Origin of the sequence: Mycolicibacterium frederiksbergense, assembly GCF_012223425.1 — a bacterium.
Taxonomy (GTDB): Bacteria; Actinomycetota; Actinomycetes; order Mycobacteriales; family Mycobacteriaceae; genus Mycobacterium; species Mycobacterium frederiksbergense.
In genome coordinates, this window is sequence record NZ_CP038799.1 from 4,846,302 (window position 1) to 4,872,733 (window position 26,432).

Here is a 26,432-nt window from a genome sequence, read left to right on the forward strand (position 1 = left end):
GCGGTGCCGCTCACCCCGTGAGCGGCACCGCGACCTCATTGCGGCGCCGGAAGGGCAGCGTCCATGGCGGGTCGTAAAACCATGCCACCGGCTGCCCGTCGGTCTTGAAGTCGGTGCCGTGCAGGGCCGTCAGGAGCTCGGCCGATTTGGCCGTGATGGCCGTCGAACTGCGGTCACCGCTGAAGCGCAGCACGGCGAAGCGTTCGGATGGCACCTCCACCACCGTCACTGAACTGTCGTCGGGTTCGGGCAGCGTCTCCATCGACCACTTCGAGGGCATGTAGAACCGGATCACCGAATCGCCGGTGCCCCCGGTTTGGGTCTGTGCGACCGGAGCCGTCATGGCGATCTTCTCGCCGTGCTGCGCCACCGGGGCCGTCATCGCGATCGTCGTCTTGCGGTGATTGCCGCCGAAGATGTAGCCGGCCAGCCGCCGGAAGCCCTCGCTGCGCGCATCCTGACCGTCGCCGTGCACGCTCGTCTGTGCCGCAACGCGCGGACCATACCGACGGATCTCGATCTCACCGAGGTTGTCCTCGTGAACGTAGAGCGGTTCTTCGGTACCCGCACGGATACCGAAGACACCCCCGACTCCCTGGACGAACTGGGTGGCAGCACCTGCGATCTTCGTCAGCATGACCTAGCAAGTACCCGCTCGCGCGTCCCTCACACCACCGGTTTGCCGCGTCGCGCACGCGATCGCATATCCCAGAGATAGAGCTGGTAGCCGAACAACCACAGATCGCGCGGGACGACGCGGTCGGCGATCCGCAACGCGACGAGCAGGGCGTCGAACGCCCGTTGCTGGCGGCCGGTCCAGCGCAACCGCATCAGGGTGCGGAACTCGGCGGGCAGGAATCCGGTCGTCGCGAACAGGTTCAGCGGGCCGGCCACCTGGCGCAGCGGGGTCGGCAGGAACACCAGCGCCGCCACTCCGTAGAGATGCCTGCGCACGGGCTCGTCGATCCGCAGATCGTCCAGTGATCGTTTCCAGTACTCCTCGAACGCGACCCGATCCGCCGGCCACATGTCCTCGCGTACCTGCAGCGTGGTGCCTAGTCGTGCGGCGTCCCGGTACACCGCATCGGCGGACTCGTCATCGAGTGGGCCGTAGAGGAACTCGTGCTGATCGAGGTAGTAGCGGTACAGGCAGGCCGCCACCCACAGTTGCAGCGCGGGATCGAATGCGTGGTAGCGCACGGGGCTGTCCGCACGGGACCGGATCTGGCGGTGCGCGGTGTCGACGGCCCCGCGGATCAGTGCTCTGTCGCCCTCGGTTCCCACGGTGGCCGCCGCCAGATAGGTGCCGGTGGTGCGGGCCCGTTTGAACGGATGCTGATAGACGTTGCCGCGGTCCACCGGGCTCTCCAGGACGCCGTACCCGACGCCGGGGGACGCCAGCTGCATAATGACGTTCGCGGCAGGTGCCAGCGCCGCGGCCGGATTGATCAGATCGGCGACACGCCTCGGATTCCGTGGGGGACCGAGCCTCATGCAACCGAGTACACCACCTTGTGAGACGCTGCCGACGTGTTTGCGTCCAATGGCTGTGCCCGCGCGATCGGCCTGGCGGCCGGTTACCTGGCCGACGTGTTCCTGGCCGACCCGCAGCGCGGTCATCCCGTCGCCGCATTCGGGTCCGCCGCCGCGGCGCTGGAGCGCCGCACCTACGCCGACAACCGGGCCGCCGGCGCCGCCCACACCGCCGCGCTGCTCGGCGCCCTGGCGGTACTCGGGGTGGCCGTCGAGCGCACCGCGCGCCGGCGCGGCCCGGTGTGGGTGGCCGCGGCCACGGCGGTGAGCACCTACGTGGTGCTCGGCGGAACATCGTTGGCCCGTACCGGTGCCCGGCTGGCGGACACCCTGGAACACGACGATATCGACGGGGCCCGTGCGCTGCTGCCGTCGCTGTGTGGCCGTGACCCTTCGGCCCTGGACGCCGACGGTCTGGCCCGTGCCGCGCTGGAATCGGTCGCGGAGAACACCTCCGACGCGCAGGTCGCGCCGATCCTGTGGGGAGCGGTCGCGGGCGTGCCCGGCCTGCTGGTCTACCGAGGCGCCAACACCCTGGACGCGATGATCGGGCACAAGTCGCCCAGATATCTGCAGTTCGGTTGGGCAGCAGCCCGATTCGACGATGTGGTGAACTATGTGGGGGCGCGTGCGACCGGGCTTGTCGTGGTGGCGGTCAGCGGCACACCGAGCGCCGCCTGGCGGGCCTGGCAACGCGACGCCGGCAAGCATCCCAGCCCCAACGCCGGTGTGGCCGAGGCGTCCTTCGCCGGGGCGCTGGGGGTGCAGCTCGGTGGCCCCACTCAGTACGCGCACCGCCTCGAGATACGTCCCACCCTGGGTGAAGGGCCGGCCCCCGACGCCGCCGACCTGCGTCGCGGGGTGCGCCTCTCGCGGGCGGTGCAGGCCGGGGCGACCGTGCTGGCGGTGGCTGTCAGTGCCGTTTGCCGTACCGGTCGGCGAGCTTCTGCTCGGTGCTGACCGGCTTCGGGGCCGTCGTCTCGGGCTCGGAATCCTTCTGCGGGTTGGCCAGAGCCTTCTCCCGGCGCCGGACCTTCACCTCGGCGAGGATGAAATACCCCACGCCGATCGGGGCGATGATGCCGAACGCGATCCACTGGATTCCGTAGGACAGGAACGGGCCGGCATCCAGCACGGGCAGCGGGATCACGCCGAGCCCGCCGGGCTGGTCCTCGACCAGTTGCAGATACGAGCCCGTCAGCGGGACACCGGTCACCTGGGAGACCTGCCCCGGATTGATCGAGTAGACCTGCATTGCGCCCTCGGCCCGGAACGGCTCCCTGCCGACGGCCAGCATCTCCGAATCACGCAGCCGCCCGGTGATGGTGACCGGCTCGACCGGCGCGGGCGCAATGGTCGGCACCGCGGTGCCCTGGTCGGGTTTGACGTAGCCGCGGTTGACCAGCACGGTCGGGCCGCCGTCGACGACGAACGGGACCAGCACCTCGTAGGCCGGCGCACCGTCCACCGACCGCAAGCGGGCCAGCACCTGCGCCTCGGGCAGGTAATGGCCCGACGCCGTCACCCGCTGCCACTGATGCTCGTACGCCGACGAATCCTGCTGCGGCAGATAGTTTGTCAGCGGCACCGGATCCGTATTCAGCGAGTTGGCGATCTGAGTGTTCTCGCGTGAGGTCGTGGTGTTCTTGCCGAGCTGCCAGGGCGCCAGCACAGTGAAGCACAACCAGGCGAAGGCCGCCACGACGACATAGAGCGCCAGCCATTGCGGCCGGAACAGAAATCCGAAACGCTTCATGGCTGTTTCCTCTTTGCGCAAGCGCTCATCGGTGCCGCCCCAATTGCTCGTCGATCCAGTCGTGCAGGCCGGGCAGCGCGGCCTCGATGACGGTGAAGACGGCCTCGAAATCCTCCGGACCGCCGTAGTAGGGGTCCTCGACATCCAGGGTGAAAGCGCCCGAGCGTGGGTCGAAGGAACGCATCATCCGCAGCCGCTCCGGCGGGACACCCATGTCGGCGAGCATGCGGGCGTGGTTTCGCCCCATCGCAACGACCATGTCGGCGGCCAGGTGATCGTCGTCGAGTTGGGCCGCGCGGTGAGTGGTCGGATACCCGTGCGCCAGCAGAACGGCGTTGGTGCGGTGATCGGCGCCGTCACCGGCATGCCAGCCGCCGGTCCCGGCGCTGGTCACCCGCACCTGTTCGGCCAGACCGCGGCCCGCGATCTGATGGGCCAGCATCTTCTCGGCCATCGGGGACCGGCAGATGTTGCCCGAGCAGACGAATGTCACATGCACCAACTGTTCCCCGGGTCGCTGCGCTCCTGCCCGCCGACTAGACACCCAGGACCCTCCGCAGTTCAGCCATGGTGGCCACCCGGTGCAGCGGCGCGGGGGCATCGGGCCCGTCGAAATCGGTGCCGCCGTATCCCCAGTCGACCACCACGGTGTCGATACCGTGGAAGGAGGCGCCCTCGACATCATGGCTGCGGTCACCCACCATCAGCACCCGCTGCGGTCGCGGGCCCAGCTGCGCCAGCGCATAGGCGATGACCTCGGCCTTGGCGGCCCGACTGCCGTCCGGGCTGGCGCCGGCGATGACCTCGAAATACCCGTCCATCTCGAAGTGGGTCAGGATGCGCTGCGCGGTGGGCTGTGCCTTCGACGTCGCCACCGCGAGCCGCACGCCCGCGCGCTTCAGGTCCGCCAACAGCTCGGGGATGCCATCGAAGAGCCGGTTCATCGACCAGCCGCGGGTGGTGTAGTCGGCGCGATAGGCGGTCATGGCCTCGTCGGCGCGGTCGCCGAGGCCCATGGACGTCAGCGTGTGATGCATGGGTGGGCCGACGATCCGGCCGGCGAGATCGCCGTCGGGGACGGAGGCGCCGATGCTCTCCAGCGCGTGCCGGAAGCTGGCGACGATGCCGTCCGCTGAGTCCGTCAGGGTGCCGTCGAGGTCGAACAGCACCAACTGGGGAGCTCGGGTCACGGTTTCAGTCACCCCACCATTGTCGCCGATGTTCCGGTGCCGCTGGTCGGCGCACTACTGTCGTGCTGTGGTTCATGAGGTTCGGCAGGCGGCGCGCTATCACGGCGACCAGGCCGTCACGCCCGGGATGCTGGACTTCGCCGTCAACGTCCGGGCCGCCGGGCCGCCGTCCTGGCTGGTCGAACGCCTCGGCGGGCGGCTCAGCGACCTGGGGCACTACCCGAGCGCGGCCGACGTCGCCCGCGCCACCGAGGCGGTGGCCGCGCGGCACGGACGCGAGGTCGACGAGGTGGCGCTGCTGGCCGGCGGTGCCGAGGGTTTTGCGCTGCTCCCGAACCTGGACCCGCGGTTGGCCGCGCTGATCGCGCCGTCGTTCACCGAACCGGAGGCGGTGCTGAGCGCCGCCGGGGTGCCGATTCAGCACGTGGTTCTCGACCCGCCGTTCGGGCTGGCCGGCGCGGCGGTGCCCGCTCGGGCCGACCTGGTCGTGGTCGGCAACCCCACCAACCCGACCTCGGTGCTGCACCCGGTGCGGGACATCCTCGCGCTGCGCGCGCCCGGCCGGATCATCGTCGTCGATGAGGCCTTCGCCGATGCCGTGCCCGGCGAGCCCGAATCGCTGGCCGGGATGTCGCTGCCCGATGTGGTGGTGCTGCGCAGCCTGACCAAGACCTGGTCGCTGGCCGGTCTGCGCGTCGGCTACGCACTCGGTACGCCGGAGGTGCTGGCCCGGCTGACGGCCCGGCGCGCACACTGGCCGCTGGGCACCCTGCAACTGGAAGCTGTCGCGGCCTGCTGCTCCCCGGACGCGGTGGCCGAGGCGGACGCCGGCGCGCGCAGGCTTGCCGCCCTGCGTGCGGAGATGGTCACCGGGGTGCGGGCCACCGGGGTGGACGTGGTGGACGGCTGCGCACCGTTCGTGCTGCTGCGTGTCGAGGATGCCGAGCTGACCCGAAAGCAACTGGAAACCAAGGGGATTGCGGTGCGCCGTTGCGACACCTTCGTCGGTCTGGACGGCGAGTATCTGCGGGCGGCGGTGCGTCCCGAATGGCCGCGACTGGTGGAGGCCCTGACATGAGTGTCTCGCTCGCCGAGGTGATGGACGTGCTGGACGCGGCGTATCCGCCTGCGCTGGCTCATGACTGGGATTCGGTCGGGCTGGTGGCCGGTGACCCGACAGAGCCGGTCACCTCGGTCACGGTGGCGGTGGACGCTACCGACGCCGTGGTCGCCGAGGTTCCCGAGGGCGGACTGCTGCTGGCACACCACCCGCTGTTGCTGCGTGGTGTGGACACGGTGGCCGCCTCGACCGCCAAGGGCGCCCTGATCCACCGGATGATCCGGTCCGGGCAGGCGCTGTTCACCGCACACACCAACGCGGATTCGGCCTCACCGGGCGTCTCCGATGCGCTCGCCGAGACGCTGGGCCTGGTGGTCGAGGACGTCCTGTCGCGTGGGCCTTCCGGACCCGAACTGGACAAGTGGGTGGTGTTCGTTCCGGTCGAACAGGCTGCGCAGGTGCGGGATTCGATGTTCGCCGCGGGTGCCGGGCAGATCGGTGACTACTCCTGCTGCAGCTGGAGTGCCACCGGCACCGGCCAGTTCCTGCCGCACGTGGGTGCCACGCCGGCCATCGGCGAGGTGGGCACCGTCGAACAGGTCACCGAGGACCGGGTCGAGGTCATCGCCCCGGCGCGGCTGCGCGCACGGGTGCTCACCGCGCTGCGCGCCGCTCATCCCTACGAGGAACCTGCCTTCGACGTCTTCGCGCTGGCACCGCTGCCCGCCGACGTCGGGATCGGCCGGATCTGCACACTGCCCGATCCGGAACCGTTGTCGGCGTTCGTGTCTCGGGTTCGCGCCGCACTGCCCGCGACCACCTGGGGTGTGCGCGCCGCCGGCGTCGCCGACGCCGTGGTGTCCCGGGTCGCCGTCTGCGGCGGCGCGGGCGACTCGCTGCTCGGGGCGGTTGACGGCGCCGGGGTACAGGCTTATGTGACCGCAGATCTGCGGCACCACCCGGCCGACGAACACGGCCGGATCTCTGATGTGGCACTGGTCGACGTCGCGCATTGGGCAAGTGAGTTCCCCTGGTGTCACCAGGCGGCATCGCTGCTGCGCGGCAGTTTCGGCGAGGCATTACCGGTGCGCGTGAGTACCGTGCGCACCGATCCGTGGAATATCGATGGAGGTTCCCAATCATGAAAGCCGAAGTGAGTCAGCAACGTTCACTATTGGATCTGGCCGAAGTCGATGCCGAATTGCGTCGCGTCGACCATCGTGCCGCCAATCTGGCCGAGCAACAGGAATTCGAACGGGTGCAGGCGTTGTACCAGGAGGCCAACGACCAGCTTGCGGTGGTCGGGATCGCCCTGGAGGACCTCGACGGCGAGATCACCAAGTTGGAGGGCGAGATCGATTCGGTGCGCCAACGCGAGGACCGTGACCGCACACTGCTGCAGGGCGGCACGGTGAACGCCAAGCAGCTCAGCGAACTCCAGCACGAGCTGGAGACATTGGAGCGACGCCAGTCCTCCCTGGAGGATTCGTTGCTGGAGGTGATGGAACGCCGGGAGGAGCTGCAGCGGCAGCAGTCCGAGCACCTGGCCCGCATCGACGCCTTGCAGAACGAGTTGTCGGCGGCTCAGTTGGCGCGCGACGCGGCACTGGTGGACATCGAGAACGTCCGCCAGGTGTCTGCGGGTCGGCGCACCGAGCTGGCGTCGCTGCTGAATTCGGACCTGGTCGCCCTCTACGAGAAGCAGCGCGCCGGTGGCGGCGCCGGGGCCGGCCTGTTGCAGGGAAAGCGTTGCGGGGCATGCCGTATCGAGATCGACCGTGGTGAGATGGCCAGGATCCTGGCCGCCGATGACGACGAGGTGCTGCGGTGCCCGGAATGTGGAGCGATCCTGTTGCGGGTCAAGCAGTGAAGGTCGTCGTCGAAGCCGACGGCGGATCGCGGGGGAATCCAGGTCCGGCAGGCTACGGTGCGGTGGTGTTCAGCGGGGACCGATCGGCGGTGCTCGCCGAGCGTCAGGAGTCGATCGGGCGGGCCACCAACAACGTCGCCGAGTATCGCGGATTGATCGCCGGCCTGACCGCGGCGGCCGAACTGGGTGCCACCGAGGTGGTGGTGTTCATGGACTCCAAGCTGGTGGTGGAACAGATGTCGGGGCGCTGGCGGGTCAAGCATCCCGACCTGCTGGAGCTCAATCGGGAAGCGGCGCAACTGGCCCGGCAGTTCGGGCAGATCGAGTACGGCTGGATACCGCGGGCGGAGAACTCCCATGCCGACCGGTTGGCCAACGCGGCGATGGATGCTGCAGCGGCTCCCGTGTCGGCGCCGGCCTCGCCGGGTTGGAGCGGCGCTCGTGGCGAACCGACCCGGCTGATGTTGTTGCGCCACGGGCAGACCGAGCTCTCGGTGGACCGCCGGTACTCCGGCCGGGGCAACCCTTCGCTCACCGAACTCGGACGTAGCCAGGCCGCGGCGGCGGCTCGCTACCTGGGGGAGAAGGGCGGCATCGACGCGGTCGTCTGCTCGCCCTTGGGGCGCGCCCGGGAGACAGCCGGTGCTGCCGCGAAGGAACTCGGCCTGGACGTGGTCATCGACGAAGATCTCATCGAAACCGACTTCGGTGGATGGGAGGGCTTGACGTTCTCCGAAGCGGCGCAACAGGATCCGGACCTGCACGGCAGGTGGCTGCGTGATACCAGCGTGACGCCGCCGGGTGGGGAGAGCTTCGATGCGGTGGCGGAGCGGGTGCGCAGGGCCCGCAACCGGATCGTCGAGGAGTACGCGGGGTCGACGGTGCTGGTGGTATCGCATGTCACGCCGATCAAGACCATGTTGCGGCTGGCGCTGGACGGTAGCGCCGGGATTCTGTACCGGCTGCACCTCGATCTCGCATCGCTGAGCATCGCCGAGTTCTATCCCGACGGGCTCGCCTCGGTGCGGCTGGTGAACCAGACCTCCTATCTCTAGCCTTTTCAGCTGGAATGCAGGTGCAGCCGTTCACCGTGGACATCGAAGATCATGATGGCCTCGACCGGTCCGTCGACGGTGCCGAACCAATGCGGCGTCCATGTTGAAAATTCCACAGCCTCACCGGGTTTGATGATGAAATCGCGTTCTCCCAGGACCAGGCGCAGCTGCCCGGAGAGCACGTACATCCATTCCTGACCCTCGTGGACGGGAAGTTCGGCGGGCGGCGTGTTGCGTTTGGTGCTGACCCGCACCTTGAACGTGTGCCGTCCGCCGGTGGGGCCCTGGCGGGTCAGCGGCCAATAGGTCACGCCGTTGCGGGTGTGCGAGCTGCCGCGGACACGTGGGTCCTCGGACTCCGGCTCGCGCAGCAATTCGTCGGTGCTGACCGACAGCGCGAGGGCCAGCCGGGGCAGGTGATCCAGGGCCAGCCGGCGCTTACCGGATTCCAACCGGCTCAGCGTCGACACGTCGATGCTGGCGCGGGCGGCCACATCTTGCAGCGTCAGACCTTGCTGGGTGCGCAGATCCCGCAGCCGCTTGCGGACGGTGTCATCGACACTCTTTGCCTCCATGGCAAACGAGCTTGGCATTTTGTCCGGCGATCGGCAAGCTCGATGACATGGACAACCAATGGGACTGCATCATTGTCGGTGGCGGCGCGGCCGGTCTGAGCGCGGCGCTGGTACTCGGCCGCGCCCGGCGGCGCACCCTGATCCTGGACGACGGTGAGCAGAGCAATCTGGCTGCCCACGGTATCGGCGGGCTGCTGGGGCACGACGGCAGGCCGCCCGCCCAGCTGTACGAGGCGGGCCGCGCGGAGCTCACGGAATACCCGAACGTCACCTTTCGGTCGGCGCGGGTGACCGCCGCCAAAGCGGACGGGCCGGACTTCGTCGTCGAACTCGCCGACGGGGGCCACGAACACGCGCGCCGGATCCTGCTGGCGACCGGTATGCAGTACCGGCCGCCGCAGCTCCCCGGTCTGGAGGCACTGTGGGGCGGTTCGGCTTTCCACTGCCCGTTCTGCCATGGCTGGGAGGTTCGTGACCAGCCGCTGGCCGTGCTCGCCGACGGGGATCGGGCTGTGCACATGGCGTTGATGCTCAAGGGCTGGACCGACGATGTCGTCGTGCTCAGCAACGGCGCCGGCCTGGAGAGCGACCTGCTGGCGGCCGCCGGCATTGCGGTGGACGACCGCCAGGTCAGCGAATTCCATTCCGAGAGCGGTGTATTGACCGAAGTGCGGTTCACCGAGGGTGCACCGCTGCCGCGACGCGGTGTACTGGTCGCAGCGGTGCTGCATCAGCGTTCACACCTGGCCGCCCATCTCGGCGTGACATTCGCGCCGGCGAGTCCCGTTGCGGCAGATGCCATCGTCGTCGACCAGTTCCAGCGCACCACGGTGCCGGGAGTATTCGCGGCCGGTGACGTCAGTGTGCAGATGCCCCAGGTGGCGGCCGCGGTGGCCAGTGGGTCGCTCGCGGCGGCTGCCGTGGTGCAGAGCCTGCTGGCCGATGACGTCGGCCTGCCCGTCCCGCCGTGGCCGGCACCCGATGTCCAACAGCACTGGAACGAGCATTACGGGCAGCGCGATCGGGTGTGGAGCGGACGGGTGAACCTGCGGTTGTCCGAGGTTGCGGAGTCGCTGCCGGCCGGGCGTGCTCTCGACCTGGGATGCGGTGAGGGCGCAGACGCCGTCTGGCTGGCGTCACGGGGATGGTCGGTGGTCGCCACCGATGTCTCACAAGTGGCTCTGGACCGCGCCGCGGTCGACGCGGGGGAGTTGTTGAGCAAGATTGACTTTCAGCACCACGATCTTGAGGTGAGTTTCCCGGACGGCGAATTCGATCTGGTGTCCGCGCAGTTCCTGCATTCGAAAATTCCGCTGGACCGGGCGCGGGTGCTGAAGCGGGCGGCGGCCGCGGTGGCGCCCGGGGGGCTGCTGGTGATCGTGGACCACGGTGAGGCGCCACCCTGGTCGAACCACCGGCACGTCGAATTCCCCGGCGCGGAGGAAGTCGTCGGATCGCTCGACCTCGACGACAGCTGGGAACGCGTGCGGGTGGGCCCGGTCGAGCGCGAGGCCACCGGACCCGATGGGCAGCCGGGGCATCTGATCGACAACGTGATGGTGTTGCGGCGGAAGTGAAGTGACCCCGGACGGTCAGAACGTGTTGTCGGCCGTCCGGGGGTCGTCGAACGGAGGGTTGTTGCGGGCTCTCGGCTCCGGTGCGTGCAGGGCTGGTGAGATCTATCCACAGGTCGCGAAAACTATCTTCGACTCGTGTCACAGGCGCGGCGTAGTATCGCACATATGTTCGAAGTCTTGGATCGGGTCGCACTCGCCGGGTTGAGCGATGAGGCGCTCATCTCGGCGGTCACGGCCATGACCCAGACCGAGTCGATGGCTGCCGCGCAGCGTTTGGTTTTGATCGGTGAGGTGGTGGCCCGCCAGTGTGATGACGAGGACGACACGGTTGCTCATCAGGTGATTGATGGTTGGGCGTGGGCCCAGGCCGCGGTCGCGGCGGCCTGCAATGTGAATCCGTATGCGGCGTCCAAGCAGATGCGCATCGCCCAAGCCTTGCGTGACCGGCTACCCAGCACCGCGGCCTTGTTCGCCAAGGGTGCGGTGTCGGCGACGGTGATCGATGCGATCACCTGGCGCACGCATCTGGTCGTCGACGAGGACGCGATCGCCCTGATCGATGCGGCGATTTCCGGCGAAGCGGGCGCGTATGGGGCGCATTCGGAGAAACAGCTGATCGGCGCGGTTGATCTGTGGGTGGAGAAATTCGACCCCGACGCCGTGGTGCGGTCCCGGCGGGCCGCGAAGGACCTCTATGTGGAGTTCGACGACAAGGACGACCCCAACGGGGTGGCCTCCTTCTGGGGGCGCCTGCGGATTACCGACAAGAAGATCCTCGAACAACGGCTCGACGCCCTGGCCGACACCGTCTGCCCGAATGATCCGCGTAAGCGTGGGGAACTGCGTGCCGCGGCCCTGGCCGCCTTGGGTGCGGTCGGACCTGCCCTGGAACGGTTGGCCTGTGAGTGCGGGGACGTGAACTGTGCGGGCAGCGGGAAAGATCCGCGTGCGGGCGCGATCACCATCTATGCGCTCACCGACCAGGTGCCCGCCGCCGGTGAGGACATTCCGCCGCAGAGCGCCCCGGGTACTGCGGGCACCCCGGAGACCGAGCCAACCGCGACCGAGGCTGCGCCAGACAAAGAGGAGCAGACACCGGCCGCGTCGGGTGATGAAAAGGCGCCCGCGGCCTGCAACCCGAGCCCCGGGGTGATGCTCGATGGCGCCATCATCCCCGCCGCCATGCTCGCCGAACTCGTCGCCGCCGGCGCCACCGTCAAGCCGCTATCGGAGATCGCCGCCCTGCCCGCTGAACGCCAATACCGGCCCTCCACAGCCCTAACCGCGTTCGTCCGCATGCGCGCCTGACCTGCAGCTTCCCCGGCTGCAACCGGGCCGCCCACCGCTGCGACCTCGATCATCTGACCCCATGGCCGGCCGCGGCCACCCATCCGGGCAACCTGGCCCCGCTGTGCCGTCTGCATCATCTGCTCAAAACTTTCAGCGGCTGGACACCCAGCGCGAAACCTGATGGTCGAATCCAGTGGAATGCCCCTACCGGCCACAGCTACGAAAAGGCTCCGGGGGCGGCAATCCTGTTCCCGCACTGGAACATTGAAGCCCCCATCCCCCGAAAACGCGCGATCAGCCTCATCAACGACACCGACCGCGACACCACCGCGCCCCGCCGACAAGCGATGCCGGTCCGACAACGCACCCGCGCACAAGACCGCGCCCAACGCATCAACACCGAACGCGCCCGCAACCGAATAGAACTCGCCCTCGAACGCGCGGCCAGCGACAGCGATCCGCCACCGTTCTAAAGGGGTTGACGATCTAAAGGGGTGACTGCGATCAGCGATTGTCGGGCTGTCGTTACCTGCTCAGGGCGCCTAAGGGTACGGTGATCGGCGCGGACGAGTTGGCCGGGCGACCGCGGAGTTCAGGTTTCCACCTGGGCGTCGAGGAAAGTCCGGACTTCACAGAGCAGGGTGATTGTTAACGGCAATCCGGGGAAACCCGCGGGAAAGTGCCACAGAAAGTAGACCGCCTCCGCTGTCCTCGTGACAGCGAAGGTAAGGGTGAAACGGTGCGGTAAGAGCGCACCAGCATCCCGGGTGACCGGGGTGGCTAGGTAAACCCCACCCGAAGCAAGGCCAAGAAGGCCACAACCTGGTTGTGGCTGCGCAAGCGTCCGAGGGCTGCTCGCCCGAGCTTGCGGGTAGGCCGCTTGAGGCACCCGGCGACGGTGTGTCCAGATGGATGGTCGCCGCCTCGCCGGACACTCCGGAGAGGAACAGAATCCGGCTTACAGGCCAGCTCGTCCGCCCCCTACTTCTTGACGGCCTTCTTCAGGGCCTTCAGGGCGCCGTCGATCCCGTCCTCGGCCTGCAGCGCCACCTCGGCCTCCTTCTCGTAGAGCAGTCCGTAGGTGAAGGTGTCCTCACCGGCGGCGTGCGCGGCGTCGGCCTCCTCGAGCAGGTGTGTCCGGCTGACCACGCTGTCCTGGTGATCGCCGAGCAGGCTCTGGATGGTCTTGGCGCCATCGGCCACCGCGGAATCCCCGGTCGCCGCGGCGGTGTAGCGAAGGCGCTTGGCGCGCTTGCGGATTCGGTGCAGGGACTCGTCGGTGCCGTCCTCTTCGGCCTTCTTTGCGGCCTTGTGGACCTTCTTGTAGGCCGCGGCCACACTCGCCGCAGCGGATTCCTCGCCGGATTTCTCCGCAGTCGCCGACGGTGCGGCCACCAGCTCATCCAGGGCGTCGAGCAACCGGAAGTAGCGCTCCGAGCGCATCGCCAGCAGCGATCGTCGCCACCCGCCGGCATAGCGCTGCTTGGCGCCCTCGACCAGCCGCTCGCGTACCGGGCCGCGCACCAACTCCGGCGCCAGCCCGTCCAGTGCTTCCTCGTACTTCTCGGCCAGCACCTCGGCATCGCGGGCCACCCCGAGAATGCCGGCCAGCAGCTTCAGTTCATCGAGCACCCAGGCGTCATCGGCGAGACCGAACGACTCGTCGGCGATGAGACTGCGGATCTTGCGGGTGGTGACCCGCATCTGGTGCACGGAATCGTAGACATCGGCGCGCACGGCCCGATCCCACGCGACCAGTTCCTCGACGTTTGCCGCGACGGCCCGCCGCACCGGGTCGGCTGATTCGACCGTCGGTGCCTCCGGCTCGGCGGTGGCGAGCACCCTGGCCAGTTTGGAGCCGTGCCCGGCCGGTACCGCGCCCGCGTCGAGCAGCCGGTTCGACAGCCGGTCCAGGATGTCGGTGGAGCCGGCGCCCTCGGCCAGTTCCAGCTCCCATTCCCGCCAGGCCTGCGGTTCGCTGTCCGGGCGCAGCGCGGCCGCGGTTACCTGGTCATCGCAGAACTCCGCGATCGGGGCGTCGTCGGCACCGAACAGCAATGACACGGCGCGCTGCGTGGTGATGCGGGCGACGGCACCCAGCGGCCGGTCCCGCACGATCGCCGCCACCACATCCCGGATCTCCTCGGGAACCGAGTCGGCCAGCGGTGCGCGCACCTCGGTGCGGGCGTCCGGGCCCGCGGGCAGCTTCACGTGCCAGCCGGCGTCGCCCCCTCCGGTACGCCTGCGCAGGGTGATGCGCTTGGCGGCCAGGTCGTAGTTGGGTGTGTCGAAGTACACCGCTTCCAGCGTCTGGGTGGGTGCGTGTTGCACCCTCGACACCACGGCCAGGCCGTCGAAAGACGGCGAGACGGTGGTCTCGACCACGTCAAACTTCCGCTCAACCTCGGTGTGGCGCGACGCTTTTGGCTTATCAGCAGGCATGTTCACCCTTGTTCGGTACCGCATCTGTCAGACGTTGTGAACAGCGTGCCACATCCAGGTGAACAACCTCCGGGCGTAGCAGGCGCCCGAATCCGGGGGCGCGTGTTACACACGATGGCCCTGCCGTAATACGGTGAGCGCCATGACCGCATTCGAGACGCTGAAGTTCACCCGGGCCGGATCCGTCGTCAACATCGTCCTGGACCGGCCCGACGCCGCCAACGGGATGAACGCGGCGATGACGCGCGACCTCGCCGACGCGGCAACCTTGTGCGACACAGCGGAGACGAAGGTGGTCACCCTGACCGGAGCGGGCCGGTTCTTCTGCGCGGGCGGTGACCTCAAGGCGATGGCCGCGGCCGATGACCCGGGCGTCTTCGTCAAGGGCATCGCCACCGATCTGCACCGCGCCATGTCGACCTTCGCCCGGATGGACGCCGTCCTGATCACCGCGGTCAACGGTGTGGCCGCCGGCGCGGGATTCTCCCTCGGCGTCTCGGGTGACCTGGTGCTCGCCGCGGAGTCGGCGTCGTTCACGATGGCGTACACCAAGGCGGGCCTGAGCCCCGACGGCGGCGCCTCCTATGTGCTGCCGCGGCTGGTGGGCCTGCGGCGCACCCAGGAACTGATGATCACCAACCGGGTGCTCAAGGCCCCGCAGGCACTGGAATGGGGCCTGGTGACCATCGTGGTTCCCGACGCCGACCTGCCTGCCAAGCTCGAGGAGCTCGCGGCCGAGGTCGCTGCCGGCGCAAAGGGTTCCAACTCGGCGGTCAAGCAGCTGCTGCTGAACACCTACGGCGCCGACTACGAAGCGCAGCTCGAACTGGAAGGCCGGTTCATCGCCCGCAACGCCGCCGGCGCCGACGGCAAGGAAGGCATCGCCGCATTCCTGGGCAAGCGCGCCCCGGAGTTCGGTTAGATCCGACGGGCAGGAGCGAAGCGACCCGGGGAGAGGGTCAGTAGGAGTGCTCCTCGGCGGGGAAGACCCCGCTGGCCACCTCATCGGCGTACTGCGCTGCGGCGCGCCGCAACTCGGCGCCGACATCGGCGAACCGCTTCACGAACTTCGCGGTCTTGCCCGATGTCAGCCCGGCCATGTCCTGCCACACCAGCACCTGGGCATCGCAGTTCGGGCCGGCGCCGATACCGACGGTCGGGATGGTCAGCTTGCCGGTGATTTGGGTGGCCAGCTCGGCGGGGACCATCTCCAGCACGACGGCGACCGCGCCCGCCTCGGCCACCGCGATGGCATCGTGGATGGTCTGATCGCCGGCGTCGCCACGTCCCTGCACCCGGAATCCACCGAGGCCGTTCACGCTCTGCGGGGTGAAGCCGATGTGCGCGATCACCGGGATACCGGCCTGGGTCAGCGCCGCGATCTGGGCGGCCACCCGCTCGCCGCCCTCCAGCTTGACCGCGTGCGCGCCGGTCTCCTTCATGAAGCGCGTGGCGGTCTCCAGCGCCTGGTCGGCGCTGCGCTCGTAGCTGCCGAACGGCAGATCGGCGACCACCAGGGCGTGCTCGGCGCCGCGGACGACGGCCCGGACCAGCGGGATGAGTTCGTCGACGGTGACCTGCACGGTGGTGTCGTAGCCATACACGACGTTGGCGGCGGAATCGCCGACCAACAGCACCGGGATGCCGGCGTCATCGAAAATTCGGGCGGTGGAGAAGTCGTATGCGGTGAGCATCGACCACTTGTGGCCTTCGGACTTCCACTTCTGCAGGTGGTGGGTGCGGACCTTCACGGGCGCTTTGGTGGCACCATAAACGGACTGCTCAGACATCATTGTCCCTCGATGTGTGGTTGTCGGGTTGATCCTCGTGGCCCATCCGGGTCCCCGGGTCATCTGACGACGTCCAGTGTGCCACCCCTGGGCGTGAAGGTGAACGACCGGTTAAGTGGATTTCCTCACATCGACACCGCGCGGTCCTACCATCGGCACCATGCAACGTCTGAGCGGGCTCGACGCCAGCTTCCTGTATCTCGAAACCGCGGCCCAGCCCCTGCACGTCTGCTCGATCCTGGAGTTGGACACCTCGACGATGCCCGGCGGCTACACCTTCGACCGGCTGCGTGACGAACTGACCATGCGGATCAAGGCGATGCCGGAATTCCGGGAGAAGCTCGCCGACAGCCGACTGAACCTGGATCACCCGGTCTGGGTGGAGGACACCGACTTCGACGTACAGCGCCATCTGCACCGCATCGGGCTGCCGTCGCCGGGCGGGCGCACCGAACTGTCCGAGATCTGCGGGCACATCGCATCGCTGCCGCTGGACCGCAGCCGGCCGCTGTGGGAGATGTGGGTCATCGAGAACGTCGCGGGCACCGACGCACACGCCGGCGGGCGGCTGGCGTTGCTGACGAAGGTGCACCACGCGGCCGTCGACGGCGTCACCGGCGCCAACCTGATGTCCACACTGTGCACCACCGAGCCCGACGCCCCGCCCCCGACGCCGTCGACGGCGTCGGGGAGCGTCCGAACTGGAGATCGCCGTGGGCGGCGCGGTCAAGTTCGTCACCCGGCCGCTGAAGCTGGTCAACATGCTGCCCGCGACGGTGTCCACGGTCGTCGACACGGCGCGCCGGGCCACCAAGGGCCTGACCATGGCGGCGCCCTTCGCCGCACCCAAGACGGCGTTCAACGCCAACGTCACCGGGCACCGCAACATCTCCTTCGCCGAGCTCGACCTGGCCGACATCAAGACGGTGAAGGACCACTTCGGGGTCAAGGTCAACGATGTCGTGCTGGCCCTCGTCTCCGGAGTGCTGCGGCGTTTCCTGCTCGACCGCGACGAGCTGCCGGAATCGTCTCTGGTGGCCATGATCCCGGTCTCGGTGCACGACAAGTCCGATCGGCCCGGACGCAACCAGGTGTCGGGCATGTTCTCCGCACTGCACACCAACATCGAAGACCCCGCCGAACGGTTGATGGCCATAGCGTCGGCCAACTCGGTTGCCAAACAACATAGTTCGGCGATCGGCGCGACCCTGCTGCAGGATTGGACCCAGTTCGCCGCGCCCGCGGTGTTCGGGGTCGCCATGCGGGTCTATGCCCGCAGCAAGCTCTCGGCGGCCGCGCCGGTGCACAACCTGGTGGTCTCCAATGTGCCGGGCCCGCAGGTGCCGCTGTACCTGCTCGGGTGTGAGGTCAGGGCCATGTATCCGCTGGGCCCGATCTTCCACGGCTCCGGGCTCAACATCACCGTCATGTCGCTGACGGGCAAGCTCGACGTCGGGCTCATCTCCTGCCCCGAACTGCTGCCTGACCTGTGGGAGATGGCCGATGACTTCGCCGTCGAACTGGCCGAGCTGGTGGCGGTCAGCGGCTAGCCTCACCTGCTCCGATGTCGGCACATGGCAGCATGGTCAGCCATGAACCTCACGCGCGGGGTCCCCGCGGCCGCCATGGTGCTGCTTCTGGTCGCCGGATGCAGCAACGCAGTCGACGGCCGCGCCGTGATTTCGGCCCCCCGGCCGGGCACCCCGGTGCAGTGGGCGCCGTGTGAGGCCGCGTCGGGGGAGTCGCGGATTCCCTCCGGCGCGGAATGCGGGTTGCTGTCGGTGCCGGTCAACTACGACAACCCCGACGGGGACGTGGCGCAGATCGCGATGATCCGGATCAAGGCGACCGGCGAGAAGATCGGCTCGCTGTTCGTCAACCCCGGCGGTCCCGGCGAATCGGGTGTGGAGGCCGCGGTCAACATCGTCGGCACCATGCCGCAGTCGGTGCGGGCACGATTCGACCTGGTCGGTTTCGATCCGCGCGGGGTCGGCCTGTCCAAACCCGCGCTGTGGTGCAACTCGGACGAGGACAACGACAGGTTGCGTGCGGATCCGACGGTGGAATACACCGACGAAGGCGTCGACCACATCGAGACCCAGACCAAGGAGTTCATCGACCGCTGCGTCGAGAAGATGGGCGAGGAGTTCCTCGCCAATGTCGGAACCCAAAGCGTGGCAAAAGATCTCGATGCCATGCGGGAGGCTGTCGGTGACGAGAAGCTGACCTACCTCGGCTACTCCTACGGCACCCGGATCGGCGCCACCTACGCCGAGCTCTTCGGTGACAAGGTGCGCGCGATGATCCTCGACGGGGCGGTGGATCCCAATGCCGACCCGGTGGAGGCCGATATCCGGCAGGCCGAGGCCTTCCAGACCGCCTTCAACGACTACGCCGCGGACTGCGCGCAGGATCCGAACTGCCCGCTGGGCACCGACCCCGCGAAGGCCACCGAGGTGTATCACGACCTGGTCTACCCGCTGGTCGACGACCCGGCGCCGACCAGCGATCCGCGCGGCCTCGGCTACAGCGATGCGATCGTCGGCACCATCCTGCCGCTGTACTCACCCAACCTGTGGCGCCACCTCACCGACGGCCTGACCGAGCTGCGCGACGGCCGCGGCGACACCATGCTGGCGCTGGCCGATCTGTACATGGGCCGGGATGCCAACGGGCACTACAACAATTCGACCGATGTGCGGGTCGCCGTCAACTGTGTCGACGAGCCACCCATCACCGACCGGGAGACCGTCATCGAACAGGACCGGAGGGCCCGCGAAGTGGCCCCGTTCCTGAGCTACGGCGAGTTCACCGGCAACGCCCCGATGGGCACCTGCTCGTTCTGGCCGGTGCCGCCCACCTCGGAACCACACGAACTGAACGTGCCCGGGCTGCCGCCGACCCTGGTGGTGTCCACCACGAACGACCCGGCCACCCCGTATCAGGCGGGTGTCGACCTGGCCGAACAACTCGGCGGCACGTTGCTGACGTTCGAGGGCACCCAGCACACCGTGGTGTTCCAGGGCAACGCCTGCGTGGACGACATCTCGGCGAAGTACGTCATCGACGGAGTCGTTCCCCCCGAGGGCACCCGCTGCAGATAACGGCGCTGTCACCGTCTGGTTCCCGGGTGGTCTCTGCCTGGATCCGCCGGCGATGTCGCCCCGTCCCGCGTGCAAACATGAGGGCCATGTGGCTGGCGGGCAGGATCTTCGCGGTGCTGCTGGCCCTGCTCACCACGGCCGGCATGCTGTCCGCACCGGTGCAGGCAGCACCGCCGTCCTGGGGTGGCTGCGCGCAATTCCTCGGCGACGCCCCGGTCATCACCACCGCGCAGTGCACCACCATCGCGGTTCCGGTCGACCGGGCCAATCCCGAAGGCGCACAGGCGCAACTGGCCGTCATCCGGATTCCCGCAGCGGGCAACCGGATCGGCACGCTGATGGTCAACCCCGGCGGCCCGGGTGCGTCGGCGGTGGACACCGTCGCCTCGATGGGCACCGCCCTGGCCGCCTCCCCGATCGGGCAGCAGTTCGACCTGGTGGGCTTCGATCCGCGCGGTGTCGGCTACTCGACCCCGCAGCTGCGCTGCCGCACCGACGCCGAATTCGACTCCTACCGCAGCGATCCGATGGCCGACTACAGCCCGGCCGGAGTGGCCCATATCGAAGGCAGGTACCGGTCGTTCGCGCAATCCTGCCTGGACAACGTGGGGCGGGAGTTCCTGGCCAGTGTCGGCACCGACTCGGCCGCTCAGGACATGGACGCGGTACGCGCGGCCCTCGGTGAGGAACAGCTGAGCTATCTCGGGTTCTCCTACGGCACCGAACTCGGCACGGCCTACGCACACCGCTACCCGGAGCGGGTCCGGGCCATGGTGCTCGACGGTGCGCTGGATCCCGGCTCGGATCCGATCAGCGAGAGCGTCTGGCAGCTGACCGGCTTCCAGCGAGCGTTCGACGACTACGCCGCGGACTGTGCGCAATCGGCCGACTGCCCGCTGGGCACCGACCCCGCCCAGGCCGTCGCGCGGTACCACCAACTCGTCGACCCGTTGGTGCAGCGGCCCGCGGCGACCCCGGGTCCGCGCGGACTCGGCTACGCCGACGCCATCACCGGAACCGCCAACGCGCTCTACAGCAAGCGCTACTGGCCGTACCTGACCAGCGGGCTGCTCGGCCTGCAGCGCGGGACCGATCCCAGCGACCTGCTGCAGCTCGCCGACGACTACTGGCGTCGCGATGCGTCGGGGCACTACCGCACCCAGCAGGACGCGTTCACCGCGATCCGCTGCGTCGACGCGCCGTACCCGACGGACCCGGCGGCCTGGGTGGATGCCGACCGGCGCACCCGCGCGGCCGCGCCGTTCATGGAGTACGGCACCTTCACCGGCTATGCGCCGCGCGACACCTGCGCGCTGTGGCCGGTGCCGTCCACGTCGGCACCGGCGGCCGCGACCTCGCCCGGCCCGGGGAAGGTGATCGTGGTGTCGACCACGCGCGATCCCGCCACACCGTACGAGGCCGGCGTGGAACTGGCCCGCCAGCTCGACGCGCCGCTGGTGACCTTTGAGGGCACCCAGCACACCGTGGTGTTCAACGGTGACGAGTGCGTGGACACCACGGTGCTGGCGTTCCTGCAGGACCTGGTTCAGCCGCCGCCCGGGCTGCGCTGCTGAGCCTTCTTCTGGGCCTATTTCCCGGGTCGCTGCGCTCTCCCCCGCAAGCGGGAGGTACCCCCAGCCCTCCGGAACGGGATCATCTCGCGGGACAGCAACGCCCGCACCCGGGGATCGCGGCTGCAGGCCACCGCGAACACCGTCAGCAACACCCAGCTGCTCAGCGCGCTGGCGAGCACCAGCCCGAAGGCGGCCCAATCGCCGCCGACGAGTTCGCGGGCCGCGTACTGCCGGGACCAGAGCCGCCAGTAGATCATCAGGTTGACCGTCAGCCCGACCCCGTAGGACAGCGCGAACGAGAACAGGAAAGGCTTCCAGGTGCCGTCGTGCAGGCGCGCCGAAACCGGTTCGTGGCGAAGCGGATACAGCACCGACAGCACGTTCGCCACGCCCAGCCAGATGAACACCATCGTCACCAGCTGGTCGATCATTGCGACGGGATTACCGTCCCCGATCGCGGTGAGGGCGCCGATCACCGGCAGGCCCGCCCCGATCACCAGCACCGCGATGGTGATGTTCTTGACCACCAGAATGCGCCAGATGCGCTCGCCGGCGGCCAGCGCCTGGCGCACCCGTTCGGCCTCGAAACACAGCGCGTTGGTGCAGATCACGCTGCCCACGATCGCCGCGAACAGGTAGAGGGTCAGTCGGCCGGCGTCATAGCGGACCAGGCCGGAGAAGTGATAGAAGCCGACCAGTGACAGCGCGATGCCCAGGGTGATGGCGGTGCGGACCAGGATCGCCCGCGGTCTGTGGAACAGGACGTGGCGCAGTTCGGCGCCGACCCGGCGTGTCAGACCGGGCAGCAGCGGCCGGACACCGCGCATCACCGCGGCCCGGGTCGGCTCGGGTGCCACCTGCCGGGCCAGGGCGACCTGGGTGACCGCCTCGGCGACCGCCGCCCGGGCCAGGCCCACCGCCACCACCACGTTGGCCGCGGCCTGCTGCGGGGTCTGCGGCAGCAGATCCCGGGTCGAGTCCACCGCGTCGGCGTGCCCGGTCGCGCGGGCCAGCCACTGTTCGGACGCCCCGGCCGCCCCGACATCCGCGCCGACGACACGCCCGAGCTCGACGCGGGCTCGCCGGGCCTCCTCGGCGAGGGCGGCGTCGTCACCCCATTCGGCGGCCGCGGCCGCCGCTTCGGCGGCCCGCAAGGCGCCGGTCAGGGCGCGTAATTCCTGGATGGCCGCGAGCGACTGGGACTCCCGGTCGGCATCTTCGATCACCGCAACACTGAATCACGTCGAGGTCGCCGGAACCGCGACGCGTGTGTAACACAGATTTAACAGCCGGTACCTAGGCTTCCAGCATGGACCGCCAGAAGGAATTTGTGCTGCGCACGCTGGAGGAACGCGATATCCGCTTCGTCCGGTTGTGGTTCACCGACGTGCTCGGATACCTGAAGTCGGTGGCTATCGCACCCGCCGAACTCGAAGGCGCCTTCGAGGAGGGCATCGGCTTCGATGGTTCCTCCATCGAGGGTTTCGCCCGGGTCTCGGAGGCGGATATGGTCGCCCGACCCGATCCGTCCACCTTCCAGGTGCTGCCGTGGTCGGACAGTGCCGGCAAGCACCACTCCGCGCGGATGTTCTGCGATATCACCATGCCTGACGGCTCCCCGTCCTGGGCGGACTCCCGCCATGTGCTGCGCCGCCAGCTCGCCAAGGCCAGCGACCTCGGGTTCTCCTGCTACGTGCACCCGGAGATCGAGTTCTTCCTGCTCAAGCCGGGTGGTGAAGGGGACATGCCGGTGCCCGCGGACAACGGCGGTTATTTCGACCAGGCCGTCCACGACTCGGCGCCCAACTTCCGCCGCCATGCCATCGATGCGCTGGAGCAGATGGGCATCTCGGTGGAGTTCAGCCACCACGAGGGCGCGCCCGGCCAGCAGGAGATCGACCTGCGCTACGCCGATGCGCTGTCGATGGCCGACAACGTGATGACCTTCCGCTACCTCGTCAAGGAGGTCGCGCTGGCCGACGGCGTGCGGGCCTCGTTCATGCCCAAGCCCTTCGGTGAGTACCCGGGCTCGGCCATGCACACCCACATGAGCCTGTTCGAGGGCGACACCAATGCCTTCCACAGCGCCGATGACCCACTGCAGCTCTCGGATGTGGCCAAGTCGTTCATCGCGGGCATTCTCGAGCACGCCAGCGAGATCAGCGCCGTCACCAACCAGTGGGTGAACTCCTACAAGCGGCTGGTGCACGGCGGCGAAGCGCCGACCGCGGCTTCCTGGGGTGCGGCCAACCGCTCGGCCCTGGTCCGGGTGCCGATGTACACCCCGCGCAAGGCCTCCTCGCGCCGCATCGAGGTGCGCAGCCCGGACTCGGCGTGCAACCCGTACCTGACCTACGCGGTGCTGCTGGCCGCCGGTCTGCGCGGTGTCGAGAAGAACTACGTGCTGGGCCCGCAGGCCGAGGACAACGTGTGGAGCCTGACCTCCGAGGAGCGTCGCGCGATGGGCTACAAGGAGCTGCCGGGCAGCCTCGGGGTGGCGCTGACCGAGATGGAGACCTCCGAACTCGTCGCGGAAGCGTTGGGGGAGCACGTGTTCGACTACTTCCTGCGCAACAAGCGCACGGAGTGGGAGAGCTACCGCAGCACGGTCACCCCGTTCGAGTTGAAGAACTACCTGTCGCTGTAGTTTGGGTGGGTGGCCAAACCCGCGACGCAGCGCCCCAAACTGCCCGGTGTGGGCCGGCTCGGACTTGTTGAGCTCACCGCGCGGGAGGACCTGAACCGGCTCGGCTGGACCACCGATGACCACGTCGAATTGCTGTGGTCACTGTCCAGGGCGCCCGACGCCGATGTGGCATTGCGGGCCATGGTGCGCCTCGCCGACGCGCTGGAGTCCGACTGGACGGAACTCAACCAGGCGCTGCTGAAGGACAAGGCACTGCGCGGACGGCTGTTCTCGATCCTGGGCGGGTCGCTGGCCCTCGGCGATCACCTGATCGCCCGGCCGCAGTCCTGGCATCTGCTGGCGGGTGCGGTCACGCTGCCGCCCGTCGAGGACTTGCGGCAGGCGTTCGTCGCCGAAGCGGAGAGCATCGCCGACCCGCGCACGGCGAGCCTGCCGCTGCAGACCCTCTACCGGGACCGGCTGTTGGTGCTCGCCGCGCTCGATATGGCGCCGACGGTCGAGAACGAACCGGTGCTGCAGTTCAGCACCGTCGGCGAACACCTCTCGGATCTGGCCGATGCCGCGCTGGCCGCGGCGCTGACCATCGCCGTCAAGACGGTGTGCGGCGACGCTCCCGCGCCGGCGATCTCGGTGATCGCGATGGGCAAATGCGGTGCCCGCGAGCTGAATTACGTCAGCGACGTGGACATCATCTTCGTGGTGGAGAAAGCGGATGCGATCACCACCCGGGTGGCGGGCGAGATGATGCGCTTCGCCGGCGACACCTTCTTCGAGGTGGATGCGGCACTGCGGCCCGAGGGCAAACAGGGCCAGTTGGTGCGCACCCTGGAATCACATATCGCCTACTACGAGCGGTGGGCCAAGACCTGGGAGTTCCAGGCGTTGCTGAAGGCACGACCGGCCGCCGGCGACCCCGAACTCGGTGCCCGCTATATCGAGGCGCTCATGCCGATGGTGTGGACCGCCTGCGAGCGCGAGGATTTCGTGGTCGAGGTGCAGGCGATGCGCCGCCGCGTCGAGGAACTGGTCCCCGCCGGGGTGCGGGCGCGCGAGCTCAAACTGGGCACCGGTGGTCTGCGCGATGTCGAATTCGCGGTTCAACTCCTGCAATTGGTGCACGGCCGCAATGACGACGCGCTGCACGTGGCCTCGACGGTGGACGCGCTGGCCGCCCTGAGCGCGGGCGGTTACGTCGGCCGTGACGATGCCGCCAACCTCACCGCGTCCTACGAGTTCCTGCGGCTGCTCGAACACCGGTTGCAGCTGCAGCGTCTCAAGCGCACCCACATGTTGCCCGAGTCCGATGACGAGGAGGGGATGCGCTGGTTGGCGCGCGCCGCGCACATGCGCCCCGATGGTCAGCACGACGCGCTCGGGGTGCTGCGCCAGGAACTCAAACGGCAGAGCATGCGGGTATCGCGCCTGCACGCCAAGTTGTTCTACCAGCCGCTGCTGGAATCGGTGGGCAAACCCGGCTTCGCGGAGGGGATGTCGACCGAGGCCGCCGAGCGCCAGCTTGCCGCGCTCGGCTATGAGGGGCCGCAGAGCGCGCTGACCCACCTGGCCGCGCTGGCCGGCGAGGGCGGCAGGCGTGGCCGGGTGCAGCAGGTACTGCTACCCACGCTGCTGGACTGGTTGTCCGACACCCCCGACCCGGACGCCGGACTGCTGTCCTACCGGCGGATCAGCGAGGAACTGGGGGACCTGCGCTGGTATCTGGCCACGCTGCGCGACGAGGGTGCGGTCGCCAAACGACTGATGCGGGTGCTCGGCATCTCGGCCTACGTGCCGGATCTGCTGATGAAGGCCCCCGAGGTCATCCAGCTCTACGCCGACGGCCCGCAGGGGCCCAAGCTGCTCGACGTCGACCCCGACACCGTGGGCCGGGCCCTGGTCGCATCGGCGGGGCGCCACCAGGATCCGGCGCGGGCGATCGCGGCGGCGCGCACCCTGCGGCGTCAGGAACTGGCCCGCGTCGCCTCGGCGGATCTGCTCGGCATGCTCGAGGTCTCCGATGTGTGCCGCGCCCTGACATCCATCTGGGTCGCGGTGTTGCAGGCCGCGCTGGAGGTGGTGGTCCGGGACAGGTCACCGGAGAGCGGCCCACCGGCGCGCATCGCGGTGATCGGGATGGGCCGGCTCGGCGGCCGTGAACTGGGGTACGGATCCGACGCCGATGTGATGTTCGTCTGCGAGCCCGCCGACGGAGTCGAGGAAGCCGTGGCGGTGAAGTGGTCGGTGACCGTCGCCGAACAGGTGCGGGCACTGCTCGGAACCCCCAGCGCCGACCCGCCTCTGGAGGTGGACATCGGCCTGCGCCCGGAGGGCCGCAACGGCCCGCTGGTGCGGACGCTGTCCTCGTATGAGGCCTATTACGCGCAGTGGGCACAGCCCTGGGAGATCCAGGCCCTGCTGCGGGCGCACCGGGTGGCCGGCGATGCCGACCTGGGCGAGCGGTTCCTGTTGATGGTCGACAAGACCCGCTATCCGGCGGGCGGGGTGTCGGCCGAGACCGTGCAGGAGATCCGTCGGGTCAAGGCCCGGGTGGACGCCGAGCGACTGCCCCGCGGTGCGGACCCGAACACCCACACCAAGCTGGGCCGCGGCGGCCTCGCCGATATCGAGTGGACGGTGCAGCTGCTGCAACTGCGCTACGGGCACAAGATCCCGGCGCTGCACAACACCTCGACGCTGGAGACGCTGGACGCCATCGGTGCCGCGGAACTGGTCGCCGAGGGCGACGTCGCGCTGCTGCGCGAGGCCTGGCTCACCGCGACCAGGGCCCGCAATGCGCTGGTACTGGTGCGCGGCAAGCCCACCGACCAGCTGCCCGGCCCGGGACGCCAGCTCAATGCCGTTGCGGCCGCAGCCGGTTGGGCAGGTGGTGACGGCGGGGAGTTCCTGGACAACTACCTGCGGGTGACACGGCGCGCGAAGGCCGTGGTGCTCAATGTCTTTGGGGGCTGAAC

22 protein-coding genes, 1 other RNA gene and 2 pseudogenes are annotated in these 26,432 nt (G+C 68.7%); 16 read left to right on the forward strand and 9 right to left on the reverse strand.

The window, feature by feature from the left end:
* Window positions 1-10 precede the first annotated feature (10 nt).
* Window positions 11-637, reverse strand: coding sequence for an SOUL family heme-binding protein (locus EXE63_RS26495; protein WP_168144394.1), 627 nt, complete (start codon window positions 635-637; stop codon window positions 11-13).
* 29 nt (window positions 638-666) lie between these two features.
* Window positions 667-1,494, reverse strand: a complete 828-nt coding sequence (locus EXE63_RS26500) for an oxygenase MpaB family protein (RefSeq protein WP_168144395.1) — start codon at window positions 1,492-1,494, stop codon at window positions 667-669.
* Window positions 1,495-1,530: 36 nt separating this feature from the next.
* On the opposite strand from EXE63_RS26500, the gene EXE63_RS26505 reads away from it, so the two are divergent.
* Window positions 1,531-2,493 carry a cobalamin biosynthesis protein gene (locus tag EXE63_RS26505; RefSeq protein ID WP_168144396.1) on the forward strand — a complete coding sequence of 321 codons (963 nt, stop codon included), beginning with the start codon at window positions 1,531-1,533 and terminating at the stop codon, window positions 2,491-2,493.
* Here the strand turns inward: EXE63_RS26505 and EXE63_RS26510 are convergent.
* The 3 genes from EXE63_RS26510 to EXE63_RS26520 all read right to left on the reverse strand — a co-directional run bounded on the left by EXE63_RS26510 (window position 2,447) and on the right by EXE63_RS26520 (window position 4,491).
* Window positions 2,447-3,289 carry an SURF1 family cytochrome oxidase biogenesis protein gene (locus EXE63_RS26510; protein WP_168144397.1) on the reverse strand — a complete coding sequence of 281 codons (843 nt, stop codon included), beginning with the start codon at window positions 3,287-3,289 and terminating at the stop codon, window positions 2,447-2,449. The genes EXE63_RS26505 and EXE63_RS26510 overlap by 47 nt on opposite strands.
* Window positions 3,290-3,314: 25 nt before the next feature.
* Entirely contained in the window at window positions 3,315-3,743 is a 429-nt protein-coding gene (locus tag EXE63_RS26515) for a low molecular weight protein-tyrosine-phosphatase (protein ID WP_234904648.1), read from the reverse strand.
* Window positions 3,744-3,825: 82 nt separating this feature from the next.
* Window positions 3,826-4,491: an HAD-IA family hydrolase gene (locus EXE63_RS26520; RefSeq protein WP_210000017.1), complete on the reverse strand. Its 666-nt coding sequence runs from the start codon at window positions 4,489-4,491 to the stop codon at window positions 3,826-3,828.
* Window positions 4,492-4,606: 115 nt separating this feature from the next.
* On the opposite strand from EXE63_RS26520, the gene cobC reads away from it, so the two are divergent.
* The 4 genes from cobC to EXE63_RS26540 are packed head-to-tail and all read left to right on the forward strand — an operon-like array spanning window position 4,607 to window position 8,464.
* The gene (cobC, locus tag EXE63_RS26525) at window positions 4,607-5,557 is read left to right on the forward strand and encodes an Rv2231c family histidinol phosphate aminotransferase CobC (protein ID WP_234904649.1); all 951 of its coding nucleotides are present in this window, start codon (window positions 4,607-4,609) and stop codon (window positions 5,555-5,557) included.
* Window positions 5,554-6,684, forward strand: a complete 1,131-nt coding sequence (locus tag EXE63_RS26530; RefSeq protein WP_168144400.1) for a Nif3-like dinuclear metal center hexameric protein — start codon at window positions 5,554-5,556, stop codon at window positions 6,682-6,684. Before cobC ends, EXE63_RS26530 begins: the two co-directional genes overlap by 4 nt.
* Window positions 6,681-7,409 (forward strand): zinc ribbon domain-containing protein, encoded by a 729-nt coding sequence (locus EXE63_RS26535; protein WP_168144401.1) that lies wholly within the window; start codon window positions 6,681-6,683, stop codon window positions 7,407-7,409. Before EXE63_RS26530 ends, EXE63_RS26535 begins: the two co-directional genes overlap by 4 nt.
* The gene (locus EXE63_RS26540; RefSeq protein WP_168144402.1) at window positions 7,406-8,464 is read left to right on the forward strand and encodes a bifunctional RNase H/acid phosphatase; all 1,059 of its coding nucleotides are present in this window, start codon (window positions 7,406-7,408) and stop codon (window positions 8,462-8,464) included. Before EXE63_RS26535 ends, EXE63_RS26540 begins: the two co-directional genes overlap by 4 nt.
* Before the next feature lie 5 nt (window positions 8,465-8,469).
* Here EXE63_RS26540 and EXE63_RS26545 read toward each other — a convergent pair whose 3' ends face one another.
* On the reverse strand, window positions 8,470-9,039 hold the full coding sequence (locus EXE63_RS26545; protein ID WP_168144403.1) for a helix-turn-helix domain-containing protein: 570 nt from the start codon (window positions 9,037-9,039) through the stop codon (window positions 8,470-8,472).
* 47 nt (window positions 9,040-9,086) lie between these two features.
* Here EXE63_RS26545 and EXE63_RS33640 point away from each other — a divergent pair.
* From EXE63_RS33640 to rnpB, 4 genes and pseudogenes are all read left to right on the forward strand, one after another.
* Window positions 9,087-9,881: pseudogene (locus tag EXE63_RS33640) on the forward strand (NAD(P)/FAD-dependent oxidoreductase); the annotation flags it as partial.
* 111 nt (window positions 9,882-9,992) lie between these two features.
* On the forward strand, window positions 9,993-10,616 hold the full coding sequence (locus tag EXE63_RS33645) for a class I SAM-dependent methyltransferase (protein ID WP_436277760.1): 624 nt from the start codon (window positions 9,993-9,995) through the stop codon (window positions 10,614-10,616).
* A gap of 165 nt (window positions 10,617-10,781) precedes the next feature.
* Window positions 10,782-11,924: a DUF222 domain-containing protein gene (locus EXE63_RS26555; protein ID WP_234904282.1), complete on the forward strand. Its 1,143-nt coding sequence runs from the start codon at window positions 10,782-10,784 to the stop codon at window positions 11,922-11,924.
* Window positions 11,925-12,473: 549 nt separating this feature from the next.
* Window positions 12,474-12,883, forward strand: an RNA gene (rnpB, locus tag EXE63_RS26560) — RNase P RNA component class A.
* A 4-nt stretch (window positions 12,884-12,887) separates the two neighbouring features.
* On the opposite strand, the gene EXE63_RS26565 is transcribed toward rnpB, so the two are convergent.
* The gene (locus EXE63_RS26565; protein WP_168144405.1) at window positions 12,888-14,348 is read right to left on the reverse strand and encodes a CYTH and CHAD domain-containing protein; all 1,461 of its coding nucleotides are present in this window, start codon (window positions 14,346-14,348) and stop codon (window positions 12,888-12,890) included.
* Between the two features lie 142 nt (window positions 14,349-14,490).
* On the opposite strand from EXE63_RS26565, the gene EXE63_RS26570 reads away from it, so the two are divergent.
* Complete coding sequence (locus EXE63_RS26570; protein WP_168144406.1) at window positions 14,491-15,270, forward strand: enoyl-CoA hydratase/isomerase family protein; 780 nt, start codon at window positions 14,491-14,493, stop codon at window positions 15,268-15,270.
* Window positions 15,271-15,307: 37 nt separating this feature from the next.
* Here EXE63_RS26570 and panB read toward each other — a convergent pair whose 3' ends face one another.
* The gene (gene panB, locus EXE63_RS26575; RefSeq protein WP_168144407.1) at window positions 15,308-16,138 is read right to left on the reverse strand and encodes a 3-methyl-2-oxobutanoate hydroxymethyltransferase; all 831 of its coding nucleotides are present in this window, start codon (window positions 16,136-16,138) and stop codon (window positions 15,308-15,310) included.
* A gap of 160 nt (window positions 16,139-16,298) precedes the next feature.
* Between panB and EXE63_RS33135 the strand changes: the two are divergent.
* From EXE63_RS33135 to EXE63_RS26590, 4 genes and pseudogenes are all read left to right on the forward strand, one after another.
* A pseudogene (locus tag EXE63_RS33135) lies at window positions 16,299-17,043 on the forward strand (wax ester/triacylglycerol synthase family O-acyltransferase); the annotation flags it as partial.
* Between the two features lie 195 nt (window positions 17,044-17,238).
* Window positions 17,239-17,688: a WS/DGAT domain-containing protein gene (locus EXE63_RS33140; protein WP_234904650.1), complete on the forward strand. Its 450-nt coding sequence runs from the start codon at window positions 17,239-17,241 to the stop codon at window positions 17,686-17,688.
* A gap of 42 nt (window positions 17,689-17,730) precedes the next feature.
* Window positions 17,731-19,242, forward strand: a complete 1,512-nt coding sequence (locus EXE63_RS26585; protein WP_210000020.1) for an alpha/beta hydrolase — start codon at window positions 17,731-17,733, stop codon at window positions 19,240-19,242.
* 77 nt (window positions 19,243-19,319) lie between these two features.
* Window positions 19,320-20,816 carry an alpha/beta hydrolase gene (locus tag EXE63_RS26590; RefSeq protein ID WP_168144409.1) on the forward strand — a complete coding sequence of 499 codons (1,497 nt, stop codon included), beginning with the start codon at window positions 19,320-19,322 and terminating at the stop codon, window positions 20,814-20,816.
* 14 nt (window positions 20,817-20,830) lie between these two features.
* On the opposite strand, the gene EXE63_RS26595 is transcribed toward EXE63_RS26590, so the two are convergent.
* Entirely contained in the window at window positions 20,831-22,042 is a 1,212-nt protein-coding gene (locus tag EXE63_RS26595) for an ABC transporter permease (RefSeq protein WP_168144410.1), read from the reverse strand.
* Between the two features lie 83 nt (window positions 22,043-22,125).
* On the opposite strand from EXE63_RS26595, the gene EXE63_RS26600 reads away from it, so the two are divergent.
* The gene (locus tag EXE63_RS26600) at window positions 22,126-23,463 is read left to right on the forward strand and encodes a glutamine synthetase family protein (protein WP_168144411.1); all 1,338 of its coding nucleotides are present in this window, start codon (window positions 22,126-22,128) and stop codon (window positions 23,461-23,463) included.
* Between the two features lie 9 nt (window positions 23,464-23,472).
* Window positions 23,473-26,430 carry a bifunctional [glutamine synthetase] adenylyltransferase/[glutamine synthetase]-adenylyl-L-tyrosine phosphorylase gene (locus EXE63_RS26605; RefSeq protein WP_168144412.1) on the forward strand — a complete coding sequence of 986 codons (2,958 nt, stop codon included), beginning with the start codon at window positions 23,473-23,475 and terminating at the stop codon, window positions 26,428-26,430.
* The last annotated feature ends 2 nt before the right edge of the window (window positions 26,431-26,432 follow it).

Excerpts from the sequence above, each read along its gene's own strand:
- EXE63_RS26555 (WP_234904282.1), top strand. The coding sequence starts at position 10,782 with ATGTTCGAAGTCTTGGATCGGGTCGCACTCGCCGGGTTGAGCGATGAG.
- cobC (WP_234904649.1), top strand. The coding sequence starts at position 4,607 with ATGCTGGACTTCGCCGTCAACGTCCGGGCCGCCGGGCCGCCGTCCTGG.
- EXE63_RS26535 (WP_168144401.1), top strand. The coding sequence starts at position 6,681 with ATGAAAGCCGAAGTGAGTCAGCAACGTTCACTATTGGATCTGGCCGAA.
- EXE63_RS26570 (WP_168144406.1), top strand. The coding sequence starts at position 14,491 with ATGACCGCATTCGAGACGCTGAAGTTCACCCGGGCCGGATCCGTCGTC.
- EXE63_RS26585 (WP_210000020.1), top strand. The coding sequence starts at position 17,731 with ATGAACCTCACGCGCGGGGTCCCCGCGGCCGCCATGGTGCTGCTTCTG.
- EXE63_RS26600 (WP_168144411.1), top strand. The coding sequence starts at position 22,126 with ATGGACCGCCAGAAGGAATTTGTGCTGCGCACGCTGGAGGAACGCGAT.
- EXE63_RS26545 (WP_168144403.1), bottom strand. The coding sequence starts at position 9,039 with ATGGAGGCAAAGAGTGTCGATGACACCGTCCGCAAGCGGCTGCGGGAT.
- EXE63_RS26565 (WP_168144405.1), bottom strand. The coding sequence starts at position 14,348 with ATGCCTGCTGATAAGCCAAAAGCGTCGCGCCACACCGAGGTTGAGCGG.
- panB (WP_168144407.1), bottom strand. The coding sequence starts at position 16,138 with ATGTCTGAGCAGTCCGTTTATGGTGCCACCAAAGCGCCCGTGAAGGTC.
- EXE63_RS26590 (WP_168144409.1), top strand. The coding sequence starts at position 19,320 with ATGAGGGCCATGTGGCTGGCGGGCAGGATCTTCGCGGTGCTGCTGGCC.
- EXE63_RS26495 (WP_168144394.1), bottom strand. The coding sequence starts at position 637 with ATGCTGACGAAGATCGCAGGTGCTGCCACCCAGTTCGTCCAGGGAGTC.
- EXE63_RS26500 (WP_168144395.1), bottom strand. The coding sequence starts at position 1,494 with ATGAGGCTCGGTCCCCCACGGAATCCGAGGCGTGTCGCCGATCTGATC.
- EXE63_RS33140 (WP_234904650.1), top strand. The coding sequence starts at position 17,239 with ATGTTCTCCGCACTGCACACCAACATCGAAGACCCCGCCGAACGGTTG.
- EXE63_RS26515 (WP_234904648.1), bottom strand. The coding sequence starts at position 3,743 with ATGGCCGAGAAGATGCTGGCCCATCAGATCGCGGGCCGCGGTCTGGCC.
- EXE63_RS26530 (WP_168144400.1), top strand. The coding sequence starts at position 5,554 with ATGAGTGTCTCGCTCGCCGAGGTGATGGACGTGCTGGACGCGGCGTAT.
- EXE63_RS26510 (WP_168144397.1), bottom strand. The coding sequence starts at position 3,289 with ATGAAGCGTTTCGGATTTCTGTTCCGGCCGCAATGGCTGGCGCTCTAT.